The organism is Streptomyces sp. NPDC004134, from assembly GCF_042874195.1.
Taxonomy (GTDB): domain Bacteria; phylum Actinomycetota; class Actinomycetes; order Streptomycetales; family Streptomycetaceae; genus Streptomyces.
The window spans coordinates 159428-174992 of record NZ_JBIAMS010000012.1 but is presented as its reverse complement, the minus strand read 5'-3'; the positions used below and the strand labels follow the sequence as shown (position 1 = coordinate 174992).

General features: G+C 75.4%; 18 protein-coding genes. 13 read left to right on the top strand and 5 right to left on the bottom strand.

Features of this window, described 5'->3' with window-relative positions:
* Positions 1–85: 85 nt before the first annotated feature.
* The 3 genes from ACFYVJ_RS17520 to ACFYVJ_RS17510 all read right to left on the bottom strand — a co-directional run bounded on the left by ACFYVJ_RS17520 (position 86) and on the right by ACFYVJ_RS17510 (position 3911).
* Entirely contained in the window at positions 86–1936 is a 1851-nt protein-coding gene (locus ACFYVJ_RS17520) for a glycoside hydrolase family 3 protein (protein ID WP_388892207.1), read from the bottom strand.
* A gap of 209 nt (positions 1937–2145) precedes the next feature.
* Positions 2146–3210, bottom strand: a complete 1065-nt coding sequence (locus ACFYVJ_RS17515) for an endonuclease/exonuclease/phosphatase family protein (protein WP_388892204.1) — start codon at positions 3208–3210, stop codon at positions 2146–2148.
* Positions 3211–3227: 17 nt separating this feature from the next.
* Complete coding sequence (locus ACFYVJ_RS17510) at positions 3228–3911, bottom strand: M15 family metallopeptidase (RefSeq protein ID WP_388892201.1); 684 nt, start codon at positions 3909–3911, stop codon at positions 3228–3230.
* A gap of 86 nt (positions 3912–3997) precedes the next feature.
* Between ACFYVJ_RS17510 and ACFYVJ_RS17505 the strand changes: the two genes are divergently transcribed.
* The 3 genes from ACFYVJ_RS17505 to ACFYVJ_RS17495 all read left to right on the top strand — a co-directional run bounded on the left by ACFYVJ_RS17505 (position 3998) and on the right by ACFYVJ_RS17495 (position 6720).
* Positions 3998–4693, top strand: a complete 696-nt coding sequence (locus ACFYVJ_RS17505; protein WP_388892198.1) for a response regulator transcription factor — start codon at positions 3998–4000, stop codon at positions 4691–4693.
* 66 nt (positions 4694–4759) lie between these two features.
* Positions 4760–5404, top strand: a complete 645-nt coding sequence (locus ACFYVJ_RS17500; RefSeq protein WP_388892195.1) for an ArsR/SmtB family transcription factor — start codon at positions 4760–4762, stop codon at positions 5402–5404.
* Positions 5405–5421: 17 nt separating this feature from the next.
* A complete protein-coding gene (locus ACFYVJ_RS17495; RefSeq protein WP_388892192.1) occupies positions 5422–6720 on the top strand; it encodes an MFS transporter in 1299 nt (432 codons plus the stop codon).
* Between the two features lie 51 nt (positions 6721–6771).
* Here ACFYVJ_RS17495 and ACFYVJ_RS17490 read toward each other — a convergent pair whose 3' ends face one another.
* Together ACFYVJ_RS17490 and ACFYVJ_RS17485 are read right to left on the bottom strand one after the other, a co-directional pair.
* Complete coding sequence (locus ACFYVJ_RS17490) at positions 6772–7404, bottom strand: TIGR03085 family metal-binding protein (protein WP_388892189.1); 633 nt, start codon at positions 7402–7404, stop codon at positions 6772–6774.
* A gap of 80 nt (positions 7405–7484) precedes the next feature.
* Entirely contained in the window at positions 7485–8132 is a 648-nt protein-coding gene (locus ACFYVJ_RS17485) for a hypothetical protein (protein WP_388892186.1), read from the bottom strand.
* 115 nt (positions 8133–8247) lie between these two features.
* On the opposite strand from ACFYVJ_RS17485, the gene hisI reads away from it, so the two are divergent.
* The 10 genes from hisI to ACFYVJ_RS17435 all read left to right on the top strand — a co-directional run bounded on the left by hisI (position 8248) and on the right by ACFYVJ_RS17435 (position 15555).
* Positions 8248–8625, top strand: a complete 378-nt coding sequence (hisI, locus tag ACFYVJ_RS17480) for a phosphoribosyl-AMP cyclohydrolase (RefSeq protein WP_101425077.1) — start codon at positions 8248–8250, stop codon at positions 8623–8625.
* On the top strand, positions 8622–10175 hold the full coding sequence (locus ACFYVJ_RS17475; protein WP_388892182.1) for an anthranilate synthase component I: 1554 nt from the start codon (positions 8622–8624) through the stop codon (positions 10173–10175). The genes hisI and ACFYVJ_RS17475 overlap by 4 nt, the downstream gene beginning before the upstream one ends.
* Positions 10176–10335: 160 nt before the next feature.
* Complete coding sequence (locus ACFYVJ_RS17470; protein WP_388892179.1) at positions 10336–10950, top strand: TIGR02234 family membrane protein; 615 nt, start codon at positions 10336–10338, stop codon at positions 10948–10950.
* Between the two features lie 89 nt (positions 10951–11039).
* A complete protein-coding gene (locus ACFYVJ_RS17465; RefSeq protein WP_388892176.1) occupies positions 11040–11264 on the top strand; it encodes an HGxxPAAW family protein in 225 nt (74 codons plus the stop codon).
* Between the two features lie 134 nt (positions 11265–11398).
* Positions 11399–11839 (top strand): DUF2752 domain-containing protein, encoded by a 441-nt coding sequence (locus ACFYVJ_RS17460; protein WP_388892173.1) that lies wholly within the window; start codon positions 11399–11401, stop codon positions 11837–11839.
* Between the two features lie 153 nt (positions 11840–11992).
* A complete protein-coding gene (gene trpC, locus ACFYVJ_RS17455; protein ID WP_101425081.1) occupies positions 11993–12802 on the top strand; it encodes an indole-3-glycerol phosphate synthase TrpC in 810 nt (269 codons plus the stop codon).
* A 7-nt stretch (positions 12803–12809) separates the two neighbouring features.
* Positions 12810–13094, top strand: a complete 285-nt coding sequence (gene trpM / locus ACFYVJ_RS17450) for a tryptophan biosynthesis modulator TrpM (RefSeq protein WP_388892169.1) — start codon at positions 12810–12812, stop codon at positions 13092–13094.
* Positions 13069–14310 carry a tryptophan synthase subunit beta gene (trpB, locus tag ACFYVJ_RS17445; RefSeq protein ID WP_388892166.1) on the top strand — a complete coding sequence of 414 codons (1242 nt, stop codon included), beginning with the start codon at positions 13069–13071 and terminating at the stop codon, positions 14308–14310. Before trpM ends, trpB begins: the two co-directional genes overlap by 26 nt.
* Positions 14307–15140, top strand: coding sequence for a tryptophan synthase subunit alpha (trpA, locus tag ACFYVJ_RS17440; protein ID WP_388892163.1), 834 nt, complete (start codon positions 14307–14309; stop codon positions 15138–15140). The genes trpB and trpA overlap by 4 nt, the downstream gene beginning before the upstream one ends.
* A 91-nt stretch (positions 15141–15231) precedes the next feature.
* On the top strand, positions 15232–15555 hold the full coding sequence (locus tag ACFYVJ_RS17435) for a hypothetical protein (RefSeq protein ID WP_388892160.1): 324 nt from the start codon (positions 15232–15234) through the stop codon (positions 15553–15555).
* The last annotated feature ends 10 nt before the right edge of the window (positions 15556–15565 follow it).

Below are 15565 nucleotides of genomic sequence, written 5' to 3'. Positions count from 1 at the left end.
GGGAGCGCCGCGGCCGTACGGAAGCGGGGGACGCCCCGCGCGGCGCCGCGGCCGTACGGGGAGACGGCCGCGGCACCCCGCCGTCTCAGTACTCCAGCCCGTGCCCCAGCGGGTACAGGTCCGCGCCCGTCGCCCCCAGCTCCGGGATCGCCACCGGCAGCCGCCCCGTGGGCCGCAGGTCGCCGTAGAGCGCGTCGACCGCCCGGGTCAGCACTCCCGCCCCCGTGCCGTACGTGCACAGGTACACCGGCGCCTCCGGGAACCGCCGCACGTCGTACGGGTTGCGCACGGCCACCACCGCGACCGGCGTCCCCGACGCGAGCAGCGCCCGCACCAGCGCCGCCTGCGCCGCGCCCCGCTGCGCCACCGGCTCCGCCCCGGCCGCCGCGTTGGCGCTGACCAGCACCAGGTCGTGGTCCCGGGCCGCGGCCACCGCCGCGTCGATCACCGACTGGGCCGGCGTCCCGCCCGTCGCCAGCACCGTCGCGGTCTGCCCGGCGCGCGCCCCGACCGCCCGCGCCAGCCGGTCCAGCGCGGGCGCCGACGACGTCTGCCACCCGGCGACCAGCACCCGCCGCGCCCCCGCGGCCAGCGGCAGCAGCCCGGTGTCGTTCTGCACCAGCGTCACGGCCCGCCCGGTGAGCGCCCGCGCGTCCGCGACGTGCTCGGCGTTCCCGACGATCCGCTCCGCCCGGCGCTCGTCGACGAACGGGCCGAAGTACAGCCCCTCGTCGATCTTCCGCGCCAGGATGCGCACCACCGACTCGTCCAGCCGCCGCGCGCCGATCTCGCCGCCGCGTACGGCCGCGAGGACCGACTCGTACGCGACGTCCATCTGCGGCGGCAGCACCAGCATGTCCGCGCCCGCCGCGAACGCCGCCACCGACGCCCGCTCCGGCGGGTACTGGGACGTGGCGCCGCCCATGTCCAGCGCGTCCGTGACGATCAGCCCGTCGAATCCCAGCTCCTCGCGGAGCAGCCCGGTCAGGATGCGGTGCGACATGGTGGCGGGCACGCCGTCGTCGAGCGCGGGCACGAGGATGTGCGCGGTCATCACCGTGTCCAGGCCCGCGGCGATCGCGGCCCGGAACGGCGGCAGGTCCAGCTCGTGGATCTGCTCCAGGGTGTGCTCGATGCGCGGCAGCAGGAAGTGGCTGTCCTGGCCGGTGTCGCCGTGGCCGGGGAAGTGCTTGGCCGCGGACGCGACGCCGCCGCGGCGCTGGCCGCGTACCGCCGCCGCGACCATGCGCGCGACCTGCTGCGGGTCGGCGCCGTACGAGCGCAGGCCGATGACGGGGTTGTCGGGGTTGATGTTGACGTCGGCGACGGGCGCGTAGTTCTGGTTGATGCCCAGCGCCGCCAGCTCCCGGCCGGTGATCTCGGCGGCGCGCTGGGCGTCGGCGGTCGCGTAGGTGGCGCCCAGGGCCATGCTGCCGGGCAGTTCGGTGGCCGGCGGGGTGGGCAGCCGCTGGACGAGGCCGCTCTCCTGGTCGGTGGAGATGATCAGCGGGACGCCGCGGCGCTGCGCGAGCGAGGCGCGCTGCAGGCCGTTGGAGAGCCGCGCGATCTGGCGGGCGTCGCGGAGGTTGTCGTCGTTGCGGGCGCTGAAGTAGATGACGGCGCCGGGGCGGTACTTGCGTACGACGTCGGCGGGGGTGCGGACGCCGTAGCGCCGCTCGTTGACGGCGGCGGCCGCGTCGGTCACGTCGTCGGCGTCCTGCCCGGCGACCTCGACCACGAAGAGCTGGCCGACCTTCTCCTCCAGGGTCATCCGGCGGGCCAGCGCCGCGGCCAGCAGCCGGGCGTACGAACCCGACCCCGCCGTGCCGCCGGAGCGGGCCGCGGCGGGGCCCGCGGCGGCCGTGCCGGCGCCGAGCGCCGCCGCGGTGCCGAGGAGGCCGGTGACCGCCTGTCTGCGCGTGGTGGTTGACCGCATACGAACACTCCTCAGCGCATCGGGTGTGCTGCGTGGGCATCGGTGGCCGGCCGACGGGGCTGCTCCCCCATGGAGGCCGCCGAGGAGAACTCGGCCGCGGAGTCTGGCAACGGCGCGGGGGCGCGTCAATACTCCGGTGCCCGCGGTGTCACTTTCCTGTCAGATCCCGTAAAACCGGGTTATCCGCCGCATGGTGCCCCGCGCCGCGCTCACCAGGCGAGGCCCGCCGCCACCGGCAGGTGGTCGCTGCCCGTGGCGGGCAGCAGCCAGGCGCTCCGCGGCTCCACGCCGCGTACGAGGATCTGGTCGATCCGCGCCACCGGGAAGCCGGCCGGCCAACTGAAGCCGAAGCCGTTCCCCGCCTCCTCCTGGACCGAGCGCATCTGGCCGGTGAGGCCGTCGAAGGCCCGGTCGTCCACGGTGCCGTTGAGGTCGCCGAGCACCACCACGCGCTCGGCCGGCTCGGCGGCGACGGCCGCGGCCAGCGCCTCGGCCCCCGCGTCGCGCTGGGCGGTGGACATGCCCGCGCGGGGGTTCACGCGCACGGACCCCAGGTGGGCGACGTACACCGCCAGCGGGCCCCGCTCGGAGGCCACGGTGGTGCGCAGCGCGCGGGACGGGTACATGGCGATGTCGACGGGCCGGGTGTCCGACAGCGGGAGCTTGCTCCACAGGCCGACGGTGCCGCTCGTGGTGTGGTGCGGGTACGTCTTCGCCAGCTCCTCCTCGTACACCGGCCGCGCCGTGTCGGTCAGCTCCTGGAGCGCCAGCAGGTCGGCGCCGGAGGCGGCCAGATCGCGGGCGGTGCCGGCCGGGTCGGGGTTGGCGGCGCCGACGTTGTGGCCGGCGACCGTGAGGTCGCTGCCCGGCCGGGACTTGTCGGTGAGCAGCCCGCCGAAGAGGCTCAGCCACACCGTGACCGGCAGCACCAGCGCGACCACCGCGGACGCGGAACGGCGCCACAGCGCCCCGGCGAGCAGCGGGAGGACGAAGAGGCCGAACCACGGCAGGAAGGTCTCCGTGAAGCTGCCGAGGTTCATGAGGCCGGCCGGGATCCGCGCGTGCAGCGCCATCAGCAGGCCGAGCAGCAGGGCCAGCGCCGCGAGCACGGGGCCGCGCCGCCAGGGCGCGGGACGGCGGAGGGCGCGGGCCGCACGGCGGAGGGGCGGGGTACGGGGCCGGCGGGTGGGCGCTGTGTCCGCTGTGTCCGCTGTGTCTTGGGCCGCCGGGGTCTCCTGGGTGTCCGCGGTGTCTGCCTGGTCCGGCTGCTTCATCGTAAGAACTCGCTCGCTCAACTCTGCATCCTCGGGTCCTGGGTGGGGTCGGCGTACATGGGTGGGCAGCGGCCGCCGATCGCCTCGGTGCGCAGCTCGTAATGCCAGGGCTCGTTCCGGTAGACCGGGCACAGCCCGTAGGCGGCGCCGTGCTCGAAGAGCCACATCGTCGCGTCGGATTCGCCGAGGTCGACCGCGTCACCGGACACGTGCGGCGAGGTTTCCGCGGTGGCCACCCAGCGGGCGGCTTCTTCCTCCGACCCGTACTTCCCGATCGCGTCGCGCAGGAGCCGGTCCTGGTACGCCGGAGAGCGCCAGCCGCTGTTGACCCGGATCTCGACTCCGTACGCCGCCGCATCCGTCGCCGCCTTGCGCAGCGCGGTCCGCAAACCGGCGTCGAGTCCGGCCACCGCCGGAATGCCGTCGTCGAAAACCGTCGTGCCCTCGGGGACGACGCCGTCGTCCTCGCCGACCGGCCCCACCCGCTTGCGCTGCGGTGACTCCGCCGGCCCGGCCGGCTCCTGCGCCTCCGGGGAAGCCGGGGCGGCGGGGGAGGGCGAGGAGGCGGAGGCGGACGGGGTCTGCATCGACCGGTAGCCGAGCGGCGCGACGATCGCCACCAGGAGGGCGATCAGGCCGATGCCCAGAAGCGTGCGTATCCGCAGGGTTCCGCCGCGTGCCGCTCGCCGGGTTCGAGTCATTCCGCAAGTGCACGCGGTGGGCCGTTGCCGGCGCGTATGCGGTTTTCTATACGCGGACGATATGCGCGCGCTCGTACCATCTGCTCATGCGTGTGCTGATCGTCGAGGACGAGCCCTTCATGGCGGAGGCGATCCGCGACGGCCTCCGCCTGGAGGCGATCGCGGGCGACATCGCGGGGGACGGGGACACCGCCCTGGAACTGCTGGGCGTGAACTCGTACGACATCGCCGTCCTGGACCGCGACATCCCCGGGCCCTCCGGGGACGAGATCGCCCGCCGGATCGTCGACTCCGGCAGCGGCATGCCGATCCTCATGCTGACCGCGGCCGACCGGCTGGACGACAAGGCCACGGGCTTCGGGCTCGGCGCCGACGACTACCTCACCAAGCCCTTCGACATCCGCGAGCTCGCGCTCCGGCTCCGCGCGCTCGACCGCCGGCGCGCGCACATCCGGCCGCCGGTCCGGGAGATCGCCGGGCTGCGGCTCGACCCGTTCCGCCGCGAGGTCTACCGGGACGGCAGGTATGTCGCGCTGACCCGGAAGCAGTTCGCCGTGCTCGACGTCCTGGTGGCCGCGGAGGGCGGCGTGATCAGCGCGGAAGAGCTGCTGGAGCGGGCCTGGGACGCCAACGCCGACCCGTTCACCAACGCGGTGAGGATCACGGTCTCGGCGCTCCGCAAGCGGCTCGGCGAGCCCTGGCTGATCGCGACGGTCCCCGGCGTCGGATACCGCATCGACACGGCGTCCGGCGCCGACGGCGACGCGGAGGCGCCCGCGTAGACCGCAGGGACCGGGGATTGCGAAAGAAGTGTTGCGCAATACTTCTTTCCTATCTACGGTCCCCGCATGGGCCGAGAACCTGAGCGGATCACCGAGCTGGCGCAACTGAAGGCGTTCACCCACCCGTTGCGCATCGAGCTGTACCGGCTGCTCACGGCGGCCCGCACCGCCACCGCGTCGCACCTCGCGGAGCAGGCCGACGAGGCGGTGTCGCTGGTCAGTTACCACCTGCGCAAGCTCGCCGAGCACGGCTTCATCGAGGAAGCGGCGGAGCAGGGCAGGGACGGGCGGGAGCGCTGGTGGCGGGTCTCGGCGGAGCGGTCGTTCACCTTCAGGTCCGCGGACTTCGACGACACCCCGGAGGGCACGGCCGCGCTGACGGGCGTCACCCGCGAGCTGCTGGCCACCAGGAGCCGCACGTACCTCAACTACCTGGACCAGCAGTCCGGGTGGGGGCGGGAGTGGACGCGGGCGGCGTTCAGCTCGGAGTACACCGTGCGGCTGACGGCCGGTGAACTGCGGGAGCTGGCGGAGGAGATGGGTGCGTTCGTCCGCAGATGGCGGGAGCGGGCCGAGGCGGCCGAGGCGGCCGAGGCGGCCGAGGCGGCCGAGGCGGCCGAGGCGGGGGACGCGGGGGACGCGGGGGAGACGGGGGCCGCCGGGCGCGAGACCGTCGCCCTCCACCTCTACGGCTTCCCCTTCCGCCCCTGAGCCCGGGGCCCGCGCCCATGCCCGCGTCCCGCGACACCGGAGTCCCGCGGTGGCTCGTCGCGTACGCCCTCTCCGTGCTCGGCGACGGCGTGTTCTTCCTCGCCCTCGGCTGGGCCGCGCAACGGGTCGCGGGCCCGGCGGAGACCGGGGTGGTGATGGCGGCCGGCTCGGTGCCGCGCGCGGTGCTGCTGCTCGGCGGGGGAGTGGTCGCCGACCGCTTCGGGCCGCGCAGGGTCGTCATCGGCGCCGACGCGGCGCGCTGCGTCCTCATCCTGGGCGCCGCCGCGGCGCTGGGGATCGCCGCGCCCGGGCTGTGGCTGCTGGTCGCGGTGGCGCTGGCGTTCGGCGTGGCCGACGCGCTGTTCCTGCCCGCGGTCGGCGCCCTCCCGGCGCGGATCGCGCCGCCGGAGGAACTGGGCCGGATCGCCGGGCTGCGGGCGCTGGCCCTGCGCCTCGGCGGCGCCGCGGCCGCGCCGGTCGGCGGGTACGCACTGGTGCTGGGCGGGCCCGCGGCGGCGTTCGCGGCCGCGGGGCTGCTGTTCGCCGCCTCGGTGCCGCTGCTGATGACGCTGCGCGTACGCCCCCTTCCCGACGCGCCCGGCGCGCCGGGCACGGAAGCCGGAAGGGCGCCGCAACCCGCGGGCGCCGGGCGGGAGTTGCGCGAGGGGCTGCGGTACGTCCGGAGACACCCGCTGATCGGCCCGCTCGTCCTCTCCGGCGCGCTCAGCGAGTTCGGCCTCAACGGGCCGCTCAACGTCGGCCTCGTCCTCCTCGCCGCGGAACGCGGCTGGGGTGCCGCCGGACTCGGCTGGCTCGTCGGCGCGTTCGGCCTCGGCGCGGGGGCCGGTGCGCTGCTCCTGGCCGTCGCCGGCCGGCTGCCGCGCCCCGGCCTCGTCCACATCGCCACGCTCGTCGCCGCCGGCGCCGCCCTCGGCAGCGTCGCCCTCGCGCCCTCCCACGGGCTCGCGGTCGCCGCCTGCGGACTCGGCGGGCTCGCGGGCGGCGTCTGCGGCGGGCTGGCGTACGCGCTGATCCAGACCTCCGCCGCACCCGCCTACCTCGGCCGCGTCACCGCCGCCACCAGCCTGACGGGACTGGGGCTCGCGCCGCTGTGCTACCCGCTCGTCGGCGCGGCCATCGGCGCCTGGGGCAGCGCGCCGGTCTTCCTCGCCTGCGGCGCGTTCAGTTGCCTGGGCGCCGTCGTCTGCCTCGCCGCGCCCGCCGTACGCCGGGCGGAACTGCCCCGTCCCCGGGGCCGGCGCCGCACCTCCGCCACCGGCCCGCTGCCGGACCCGCCGCCCGCCCCGGCTCCGTAGCGGATCCGGCGCATCGCGCGGGCGCCCGGCGCAACCCGCCGCCGTGCGGCGTCAGATGCCGAGCGGCGCCGACCGCGCCTTGGCCACGGCCTCCTCGTCGCCCTCCAGTTCCACCTTCGCCGCCTCCTGCCGCCCGGTGACGAACAGCAGCAGCTCCGCGGGATCCCCGGTCACCGTGACCACCGGCGCGCCCCGGTGGGCCACCGCCGTCTGGCCGTCGGGGCGGCGCAGCACCAGCCCGACGGGCGACTTGCGGCCCATCATCTTCGCGCCGCGCTCCAGCCGGTTCCACAGCGTGTCGGAGAAGACCGGGTCCAGCTCGCGCGGCGCGTAGTCGGGCTGCGCGCGGCGGACGTCCTCGGCGTGCACGTAGAACTCCACGACGTTCGCGGCCTCGTCGACCTGCTTGAGCGCGAACGGCGAGAACCGCGGCGGCCCGCTGCGGATGAGCTGCACCAGCTCCTCGTACGGCTTCTGCCGGAACTCCGCCTGCACGCGCTCCAGCCGGTTCTGCAGCGGCTTGAAGAGGATGCCGCCGGCCGCGTCCTGCCGGCGCTCGCGCACCACCACGTGCGCGGCCAGGTCGTACGCCGTCCAGCCCTCGCACAGCGTCGGAGCGTCGGGACCGGCGCCCTCCAGCAGATCGGCGAGGAGGAGCCGCTCCCGCTTCGCATGGGTCGTCATGCCGCCACCCTACGACCGCCGGCGACGGCGGGGCACGCAATGCCGCGCCGGGAGTCGGCGCCCGCGCGGCGCGGGCGGGGTCAGGGCAGCGGCTGGGTCAGCTTCGGGCCGTCGGGCTCGGTGCTGAGGGTCAGCGCGCAGGAGATCTCGTCCTGGCTCTGGTACTCGTACGTCGTCATCGTCGGGTACATCGCGTAGTAGAAGTAGTGCCGCCCGTCCGCCGGCATCGTCTCCAGCTTCTCCTCCGCGGCCCGCTGGCACAGCCCCAGCGCCTGGTCGTCCAGCGCGTCGCCGTCCGGGAAGTCGCCGCTGAGCGTGCGGTTGCCGATGACCTCGCCGTCGTGCGGTCCCGTGCACGGGCGGGTCTCGACCGACTCGACGCCCGTGTCCAGCGACGGGTGGTCGAAGCACTCGCCGGTCCGCAGCACCACGTACGGGATGTGCGATTCGGTCGGCTCCAGCTCCCCCCGCGCGTCCGCGGTGCCCGCCGCGGAACCCGCGCTCGCGCTCTTCGTCTCCGGCCCGCCGAGGCTGTCCTGACCCGCCGGCCGCTCCGCGCTGCCCTGCGGCCGCGGGCCGCCCGCCTGCGTCCCGCCGTCGTCCCCGCCGCGCAGCGCGAGGAAGGCGGCGACCGCCACGGCGACGAGCAGGGCCGCGGCCACCGCTGCGGTGACGGCGGTCTTCGGCCCGCGGGGTCTTGCGGGCGTATCCGGAGGTGGGTTGGTCATGGGCGAAGCATGCCCTATCGACACGTTCCGATGTACGGGAAGCGGCCATCCCCGGCCGCGCGCGTCGCGCCCTCCGGCACCGTGGTGTGTCCGTCTCTGTTGGCACAATGGCCCCATGACCGGCAACCGGCCCGCGGGGCCCTCCGACCTCGATCCCGCCGTCGCGGCGCGCCTGAAGCGGAACGCCGACGGCATGCTGCCCGCCGTCGTGCAGCAGTACGACAGCGGCGAAGTGCTCATGCTGGCGTGGATGGACGACGAGGCGCTGCACCGCACGCTGACCACCGGCCGCGGCACGTACTACAGCCGCAGCCGAAAGGAGTACTGGGTCAAGGGCGAGACGTCCGGGCACGTGCAGCACGTGAAGTCGGTCGCGCTCGACTGCGACGCCGACACCGTGCTCGTCCGCGTCGACCAGGTCGGCCCCGCCTGCCACACCGGCAGCCGCACCTGCTTCGACGGACGCGAGCTGACCGTGGGCGGCGCCGAGTGACCACTCCGGACCGGGAGACCTTCCGCACGCTGGCCAAGGACCGCCGCGTCATCCCCGTCGTGCGCCGGCTGCTCGCCGACGGCGACACCCCCGTGGGGCTGTACCGGAAGCTCGCCGGTGAGCGCCCCGGCACGTTCCTGCTGGAGTCCGCGGAGAACGGCCGCACGTGGTCGCGGTACTCGTTCGTCGGCGTGCGCAGCGCCGCCACCCTGACCGAGCGCGACGGCCGGGCGCACTGGCTCGGCACCCCGCCCGTCGGCCTGCCCACCGGGGGCGACCCGCTGGCCGCGCTCCGCGCCACCGTCGAGGCCCTGCACACCCCGCGCGACCTGCACCAGGGCGCCGACGGCCGGGACGTGCTGCCGCCCTTCACCGGCGGCATGGTCGGCTACCTCGGGTACGACGCGGTGCGGCGGCTGGAGCGCATCGGCGACAGCGCCCGTGACGACCTGCGGCTGCCGGAGATGACGATGCTGCTCACCTCCGACCTCGCCGTCCTCGACCACTGGGACGGCAGCGTCCTGCTGATCGCCAACGCGATCAACCACAACGACCTCGACACGGGCGTCGACGAGGCGTACGAGGACGCGGTCGCCCGGCTCGACGCGATGACCGCCGACCTCGCCCGCCCCACCGCCGCGAGCGCGGTGCCGCTGCCGCCGTCCGCGCTGCCGGAGTACGGGGAGCTGTGGGGCGGCGCGGAGTTCAGGGCGGCGGTCGCCGACATCAAGGAGCGGATCAGGGCGGGGGAGGCGTTCCAGGTCGTGCCCTCGCAGCGGTTCGAGACGCCGTGCGCCGCGAGCGCCCTCGACGTCTACCGCGTGCTGCGGGCCACCAACCCCAGCCCGTACATGTATCTGATCCGGCTGCCCGACACCGGTGCGGGCGCGGGCGCGTTCGACGTCGTCGGCTCCAGCCCCGAGGCGCTGGTCAAGGTCGAGGACGGGCGCGCGCTGCTGCACCCCATCGCGGGTACGCGCCCGCGCGGGGCGACGCCGCAGCAGGACGCGGCGCTGGCCGAGGAGTTGCTCGCCGACGAGAAGGAGCGCGCCGAGCACCTGATGCTCGTCGACCTCGGGCGCAACGACCTCGGCCGGGTCTGCGAGCCCGGCAGCGTCGAGGTCGTGGACTTCATGTCGATCGAGCGCTACAGCCACGTGATGCACATCGTCTCCACGGTCACCGGCCGGCTCGCCCCGGGGCGTACCGCGTTCGACGTGCTCACCGCCTGCTTCCCCGCCGGGACGCTGTCGGGGGCGCCGAAGCCGCGGGCGCTGCAGATCATCGAGGAGCTGGAGCCCACGCGGCGCGGGCTGTACGGCGGCTGCGTCGGGTACCTGGACTTCGCCGGGGACGCGGACACCGCCATCGCGATCCGCACTGCCCTGCTGCGCGACGGCACGGCGTACGTGCAGGCGGGCGCCGGGATCGTGGCGGACTCCGACCCGGCGGCGGAGGACGCGGAGTGCCGCAACAAGGCGGCGGCGGTGCTGCGGGCGGTCGCGGCGGCGGGGCACCTGTCGCGGGCCGGCCGGGAGACGGCGGGGTAGCGGGGCGTACGGGGGCGGCGGTACGGGCCGTACGACGGCGCCGGGACCGTACGCGACGGCGTCCGCACGACCGCCCGCGCCCGGCGGCTCCGGTGCGGGTGCCCAGCCGCCTGCGCCCCCCTGCCGGAACCGGTCCCGACGGGTGCGAGACACTTACGGGGTGACATATCAGTCCGCCTCCCGCGCCCCGCTCGCCGCCGCCCTGCTCTCCGGCGCGCTCGGGGCCGCCGTGGTCCTCGTCGCCGCCGGCCGCACCTGGGCCGAGGGAGAGGCCGCCACCCCCGTCGCGGACGCCGTGCTTCACGTCACCGCCGGCGGCCGGGACGTCACCGGTGTGCCGTCGGCGCTGGCGATCGTCGGGCTCGCCGCCCTCGTCGCCGTCTTCGCCGTCCGCCGCGCCGGCCGTACCGTCGTCGCCGCGCTGCTCACGCTCTGCGGCATCGGCGTGATCGCCGCCTCCGCCCTCGGCGCCTCCGACACCGCCGCGCTCGACGACCAGGCCGCCGAGGCGGCCGGCCTCACCGACGCCGCGGTCGCCGCCGTCAGCCACACCGCCTGGGCCTGGGTGAGCCTGGCCGGCGGCGTGCTGCTGCTGTGCGCCGGGCTGCTCGCGCTGCGCTACGGCCCCGGCTGGCCGGCGATGTCCGGGCGCTACGAGCGCCCCGGCGCCGGCGCCGCCGCCCGCCCCCGGCGGGCCGCGCCCGTGGACCCGGAGCGGCCCGAGGAGCTGTGGAAGGCCCTCGACCGCGGCGAGGACCCCACCCGCGAGGGCTGACCGGCCCCCGTCGTCGGCGGCCGGGACCGATCGGGGACAATGGCCCCGTCTGGTGATATGAGCGGTTGTACGTTTCAAGGAGTGCAGTAATGGCGGAGAACCACGACCACGGACACACGCCGGCCGCATGGACCGCGGTGGTCATCATCTTCATCGGGTTCTGCGTTTCGGGCGCTCTGATGGTGATGGACCAGCCCCTGGCGTTCTGGCTGAGCCTGGTCATCATCCCCATCGGCGGCGTGGTCGGTGCGGTGATGCGCGGCATGGGCATGGGCAAGAAGCCGCTGCCGCCGGTGCGCACCGCCGGCGAGTAGCCCGTACGGTCCGCGCCCCGCCCCCGGCAGGGGAATCCGGGCCGGGGCGCGCGGCGCCGTAAGTGCGCCGCCTTTTCCTGCCGTACGCCGCACCACCGGATGCGGCCGCCTTTCCATACCGGGACAATCCGGGTGTGCCCGCCCGTACCGCCGCGACCGCCCCGCTACGGCGCCTCGCGCCCCCGCTCGCCGCGCTGGCCTGCGCCGCCGCCGGCCTCGCCGCGGTCGGCGCCGCCGACCCGAACGAGCCCGGCCGCTACCCGCCCTGCCCCGTCCTCGCGTACACGGGCCTGGCCTGCCCCGGCTGCGGCGGCCTGCGCTGCGCGTACGCGCTCGCCCACGGCGACCTCGCCGGGGCGTTCGGCGCCAACGCCCTCGCGGCCGCCGGCGCGGCCGTCCTCGCCGTCGCCCTGCTGGGCTGGCTGCTCGCCGCCGTACGCCCCCGCCCGCGCCCGCGCCCGCTCGGGCGGATCCGGATCCCGGCGCGACTTCCCGCGGGGTCGGTGCTGTTCGTGCTGGTCGCAGCGTTTACGCTGCTGCGGAACCTACCGTTCGGGCCGATGCCTGGACCGTAGCGGCAGCGTGTCCGGCTGGTGGGACGGAGAAGGTCCGGATTCGGGGCTTCCGCCCGGTGCCGGATACCATCAGAGGTACCCGAACAGCCGCCCGCCGGCGGCCGGCGCCAGGCGCCGGCCGGCACCGGCGCCAGCAGAAAGGGGTCCGCTCGCGTGAGTGTGCTCGACGAGATCATTGACGGCGTGCGCGAGGACCTCGCCGAGCGGCAGGCCCGGGTCGGCCTCGACGAGCTCAAGGAGCGCGCCGCCAGGGCCCCCCAGGCGCGCGACGGCGTCGCCGCGCTGCGCGGCGACAGCGTCACCGTCGTCTGCGAGGTCAAGCGCTCCAGCCCGTCCAAGGGCGCGCTCGCGGCCATCGCCGACCCGGCCGCGCTCGCCGCGGACTACGAGGCGGGCGGCGCCGCCGTCATCAGCGTCCTGACCGAGCAGCGCCGCTTCGGCGGCTCGCTCGCGGACCTGGAGGCCGTGCGCGCCAAGGTGGACCTGCCGGTGCTGCGCAAGGACTTCGTGGTCACGTCGTACCAGCTCTGGGAGGCGCGGGCGTACGGCGCCGACCTGGTGCTGCTGATCGTCGCCGCGCTGGACCAGGAGGCGCTGGTCTCGCTGGTGGAGCGGGCCGAGTCCATCGGGCTCACGCCGCTGGTCGAGGTGCACGACGAGGAGGAGACCGAGCGGGCCGTGGCCGCCGGGGCGAAGATCATCGGCGTGAACGCGCGGAACCTCAAGACGCTCGAGGTGGACCGCGGCAACTTCGGCCGGGTGGCCCCCGAGATCCCCGACCACATCGTCAAGATCGCCGAGTCCGGCGTGCGCGGCCCGCACGACCTCATCGCGTACGCGAACGACGGCGCCGACGCCGTGCTCGTCGGCGAGTCCCTGGTCACCGGCAAGGACCCGCGCGCCGCCGTCGCCGACCTCGTCGCCGCCGGCGCCCACCCCGCGCTTCGCCACGGGCGGGGCTGACGCCCCGGTGGCCACGCACGCGGACCGCCCACACCCGCCGCGGGGCGCGGCGGCCGGCCGCCGCGCCGCACTCGCCTCCGTCCGCCAGGCGGGAGGCGTCCTCGCCCCCGGGTGCCGGCCGCGCGGCTGCCGGGCGCCCGCGCGGCGCGTGCGCGGGCGGCGGGTGAGGTACCACATCGGGGCCGAGCCCGGCCAGATCAACGGCATGCGATGGCACGCGGCGTGTCCCCACGCCGTCCGCCATCCGTTCCGACCGAGGATCAGCCATGCCCGCAGAATTCTTCATCCCTGACCCGGAGCGTCAGGTGCCGACCGCCGAAGGCTATTTCGGCGCGTACGGCGGCAAGTTCATCCCCGAGGCGCTGCGCGCCGCCGTCGACGAGGTCGCCGTCGCGTACGAGAAGGCCAAGGGCGACGAGTCGTTCGTCGCCGAGCTGAACGACCTGCTGGTCAACTACACCGGCCGGCCCAGCCCGCTCACCGAGGTGCCGCGCTTCGCCGCGGAGGCCGGCGGCGCCCGGGTCTTCCTCAAGCGCGAGGACCTCAACCACACCGGCTCGCACAAGATCAACAACGTGCTGGGCCAGGCCCTGCTCACCCGCCGCATGGGCAAGACCCGCGTCATCGCCGAGACCGGCGCGGGCCAGCACGGCGTGGCCACCGCTACCGCCTGCGCCCTCCTCGGCCTGGAGTGCACCGTCTACATGGGGGAGATCGACACCGAGCGGCAGGCGCTCAACGTCGCCCGCATGCGGATCCTCGGCGCCGAGGTCGTGCCGGTGAAGTCCGGCAGCCGCACCCTGAAGGACGCCATCAACGAGGCGTTCCGCGACTGGGTCGCCAACGTCGAGCACACCCACTACCTCTTCGGCACGGTCGCGGGACCGCACCCCTTCCCCGCGCTGGTCCGGGACTTCCACCGGGTCATCGGCATCGAGGCCAGGCAGCAGTTGCTCGACCGCACGGGCCGGATGCCCGACGCGGCCGTCGCCTGCGTCGGCGGCGGCTCCAACGCCATCGGCCTCTTCCACGCCTTCCTGCCCCACCCCGCCGTGCGCCTGATCGGCTGCGAGCCCGCCGGGCACGGCCTGACCAGCGGAGAGCACGCCGCGACCCTCAGCCTCGGCGACCCCGGGATCCTGCACGGCTCCCGGTCGTACGTGCTGCAGGACGAGGACGGCCAGATCACCGAGCCGTACTCGATCTCCGCCGGCCTGGACTACCCGGGCGTCGGCCCCGAGCACGCCTACCTCAAGGACGCCGGCCGCGCCGAGTACCGGGCCGTGACCGACGACGAGGCGATGCAGGCGCTGCGGCTGCTGTCGCGCAGCGAGGGCATCATCCCGGCCATCGAGAGCGCCCACGCGCTCGCCGGTGCGCTGGAGGTGGGCCGCGAGCTGGGCCCCGACGGCCTCATCGTCGTCAACCTCTCCGGACGGGGCGACAAGGACATGGACACCGCCGCCCGCTACTTCGGGCTCTACGACGCCGAGGAGACGGACCGGTGACGGGCAACATCGCGCGGCTCGACGCCGTACTCGCCGCCGCGAAGGCGGAGGACCGGGCGGCCCTCATCGGGTATCTGCCCGCCGGCTTCCCCGACGTGGACACGGGCGTACGGGCCATGACCGCCATGCTCGAAGGCGGCTGCGACGCCGTCGAGGTCGGCCTGCCGCACAGCGACCCGGTGCTGGACGGCCCGGTGATCCAGACCGCCGACGACATCGCGCTCCGCGGCGGGCTGCGCATCAAGGACGTGATCCGCACGGTCGCCGAGGTGCAGTCCGCGACGGACGCCCCGGTGCTCTGCATGACGTACTGGAACCCGGTCGACCGCTACGGCCCCGAGCGCTTCGCCGAGGACCTGGCCGCGGCGGGCGGCGCGGGCTGCATCCTGCCCGACCTGCCCGTCGAGGAGTCGGGCCCGTGGCGGCAGGCGGCCGACAAGCACGGCCTGGCCACGGTCTTCGTGGTCGCCCCCAGCAGCCGCGAGCAGCGGCTGTCGGCCATCACGGCGGCCGGCAGCGGCTTCGTCTACGCCGCGTCGCTGATGGGCGTCACCGGCACCCGTCAGTCCGTGGGCCGTGAGGCCCAGGACCTGGTCCGGCGCACCCGCGGCACCGAGGCGGTACGGGACGGCGGCCTGCCGGTCTGCGTCGGCCTCGGCGTCTCGACGGCGGACCAGGCGGCAGAGGTCGCCGCGTTCGCCGACGGCGTGATCGTCGGCTCGGCGTTCGTCAAGCGGCTGCTGGCCGCCGGGGACGACCACGAGGCGGGCCTCGCGGCCGTGCGGGCGCTGGCCGGCGAGCTGGCCGAGGGGGTACGCCGCCGGGGCTGAGGGCCTCTGCGGATATCCACAGGGCCCTCCGCGGTGGGTACGGACGTGCGAAACTTGAGGTAGCAATCCGTGCCGCACAGGGGAGGGCCCGATGGCCGGCAAACAGCCCGGCGCCGACGACGAACCGCGTCTGCCCGAGGACATATGGGAGCGGTTCCAGAGGGACTCCCTGGGCCAGATAGAGGCCACCGCCCCGAAGGAGCGCTCCGCGCGGTGGTACGAGGTCACCGAGCGCCTCGCCGCCGAGGAGTCCCGGCGCGAAGCGGCCCCCAGGCAGCGCCGGGTGCCCCGGCCCCGTCCGCGGATGCCCCACGCGCCGGTGCCGCGCGCCCTCACGGTCTGCCTCGTCCTCGTCTCGGTCGTGCTGGTGCTCTCCGCCGCCGCCGCTTACCTGCAGTACGGGCGCGTGTTCTGATCCGTCACCG

Coding starts and splice junctions, on each gene's coding strand:
- ACFYVJ_RS17490 (WP_388892189.1), bottom strand. CDS start 7,404: ATGACGACCCATGCGAAGCGGGAGCGGCTCCTCCTCGCCGATCTGCTG.
- ACFYVJ_RS17495 (WP_388892192.1), top strand. CDS start 5,422: ATGCCCGCGTCCCGCGACACCGGAGTCCCGCGGTGGCTCGTCGCGTAC.
- ACFYVJ_RS17510 (WP_388892201.1), bottom strand. CDS start 3,911: ATGACTCGAACCCGGCGAGCGGCACGCGGCGGAACCCTGCGGATACGC.
- ACFYVJ_RS17505 (WP_388892198.1), top strand. CDS start 3,998: ATGCGTGTGCTGATCGTCGAGGACGAGCCCTTCATGGCGGAGGCGATC.
- trpB (WP_388892166.1), top strand. CDS start 13,069: ATGCCCGCAGAATTCTTCATCCCTGACCCGGAGCGTCAGGTGCCGACC.
- ACFYVJ_RS17435 (WP_388892160.1), top strand. CDS start 15,232: ATGGCCGGCAAACAGCCCGGCGCCGACGACGAACCGCGTCTGCCCGAG.
- ACFYVJ_RS17520 (WP_388892207.1), bottom strand. CDS start 1,936: ATGCGGTCAACCACCACGCGCAGACAGGCGGTCACCGGCCTCCTCGGC.
- ACFYVJ_RS17515 (WP_388892204.1), bottom strand. CDS start 3,210: ATGAAGCAGCCGGACCAGGCAGACACCGCGGACACCCAGGAGACCCCG.
- ACFYVJ_RS17465 (WP_388892176.1), top strand. CDS start 11,040: ATGGCGGAGAACCACGACCACGGACACACGCCGGCCGCATGGACCGCG.
- ACFYVJ_RS17500 (WP_388892195.1), top strand. CDS start 4,760: ATGGGCCGAGAACCTGAGCGGATCACCGAGCTGGCGCAACTGAAGGCG.
- hisI (WP_101425077.1), top strand. CDS start 8,248: ATGACCGGCAACCGGCCCGCGGGGCCCTCCGACCTCGATCCCGCCGTC.
- ACFYVJ_RS17485 (WP_388892186.1), bottom strand. CDS start 8,132: ATGACCAACCCACCTCCGGATACGCCCGCAAGACCCCGCGGGCCGAAG.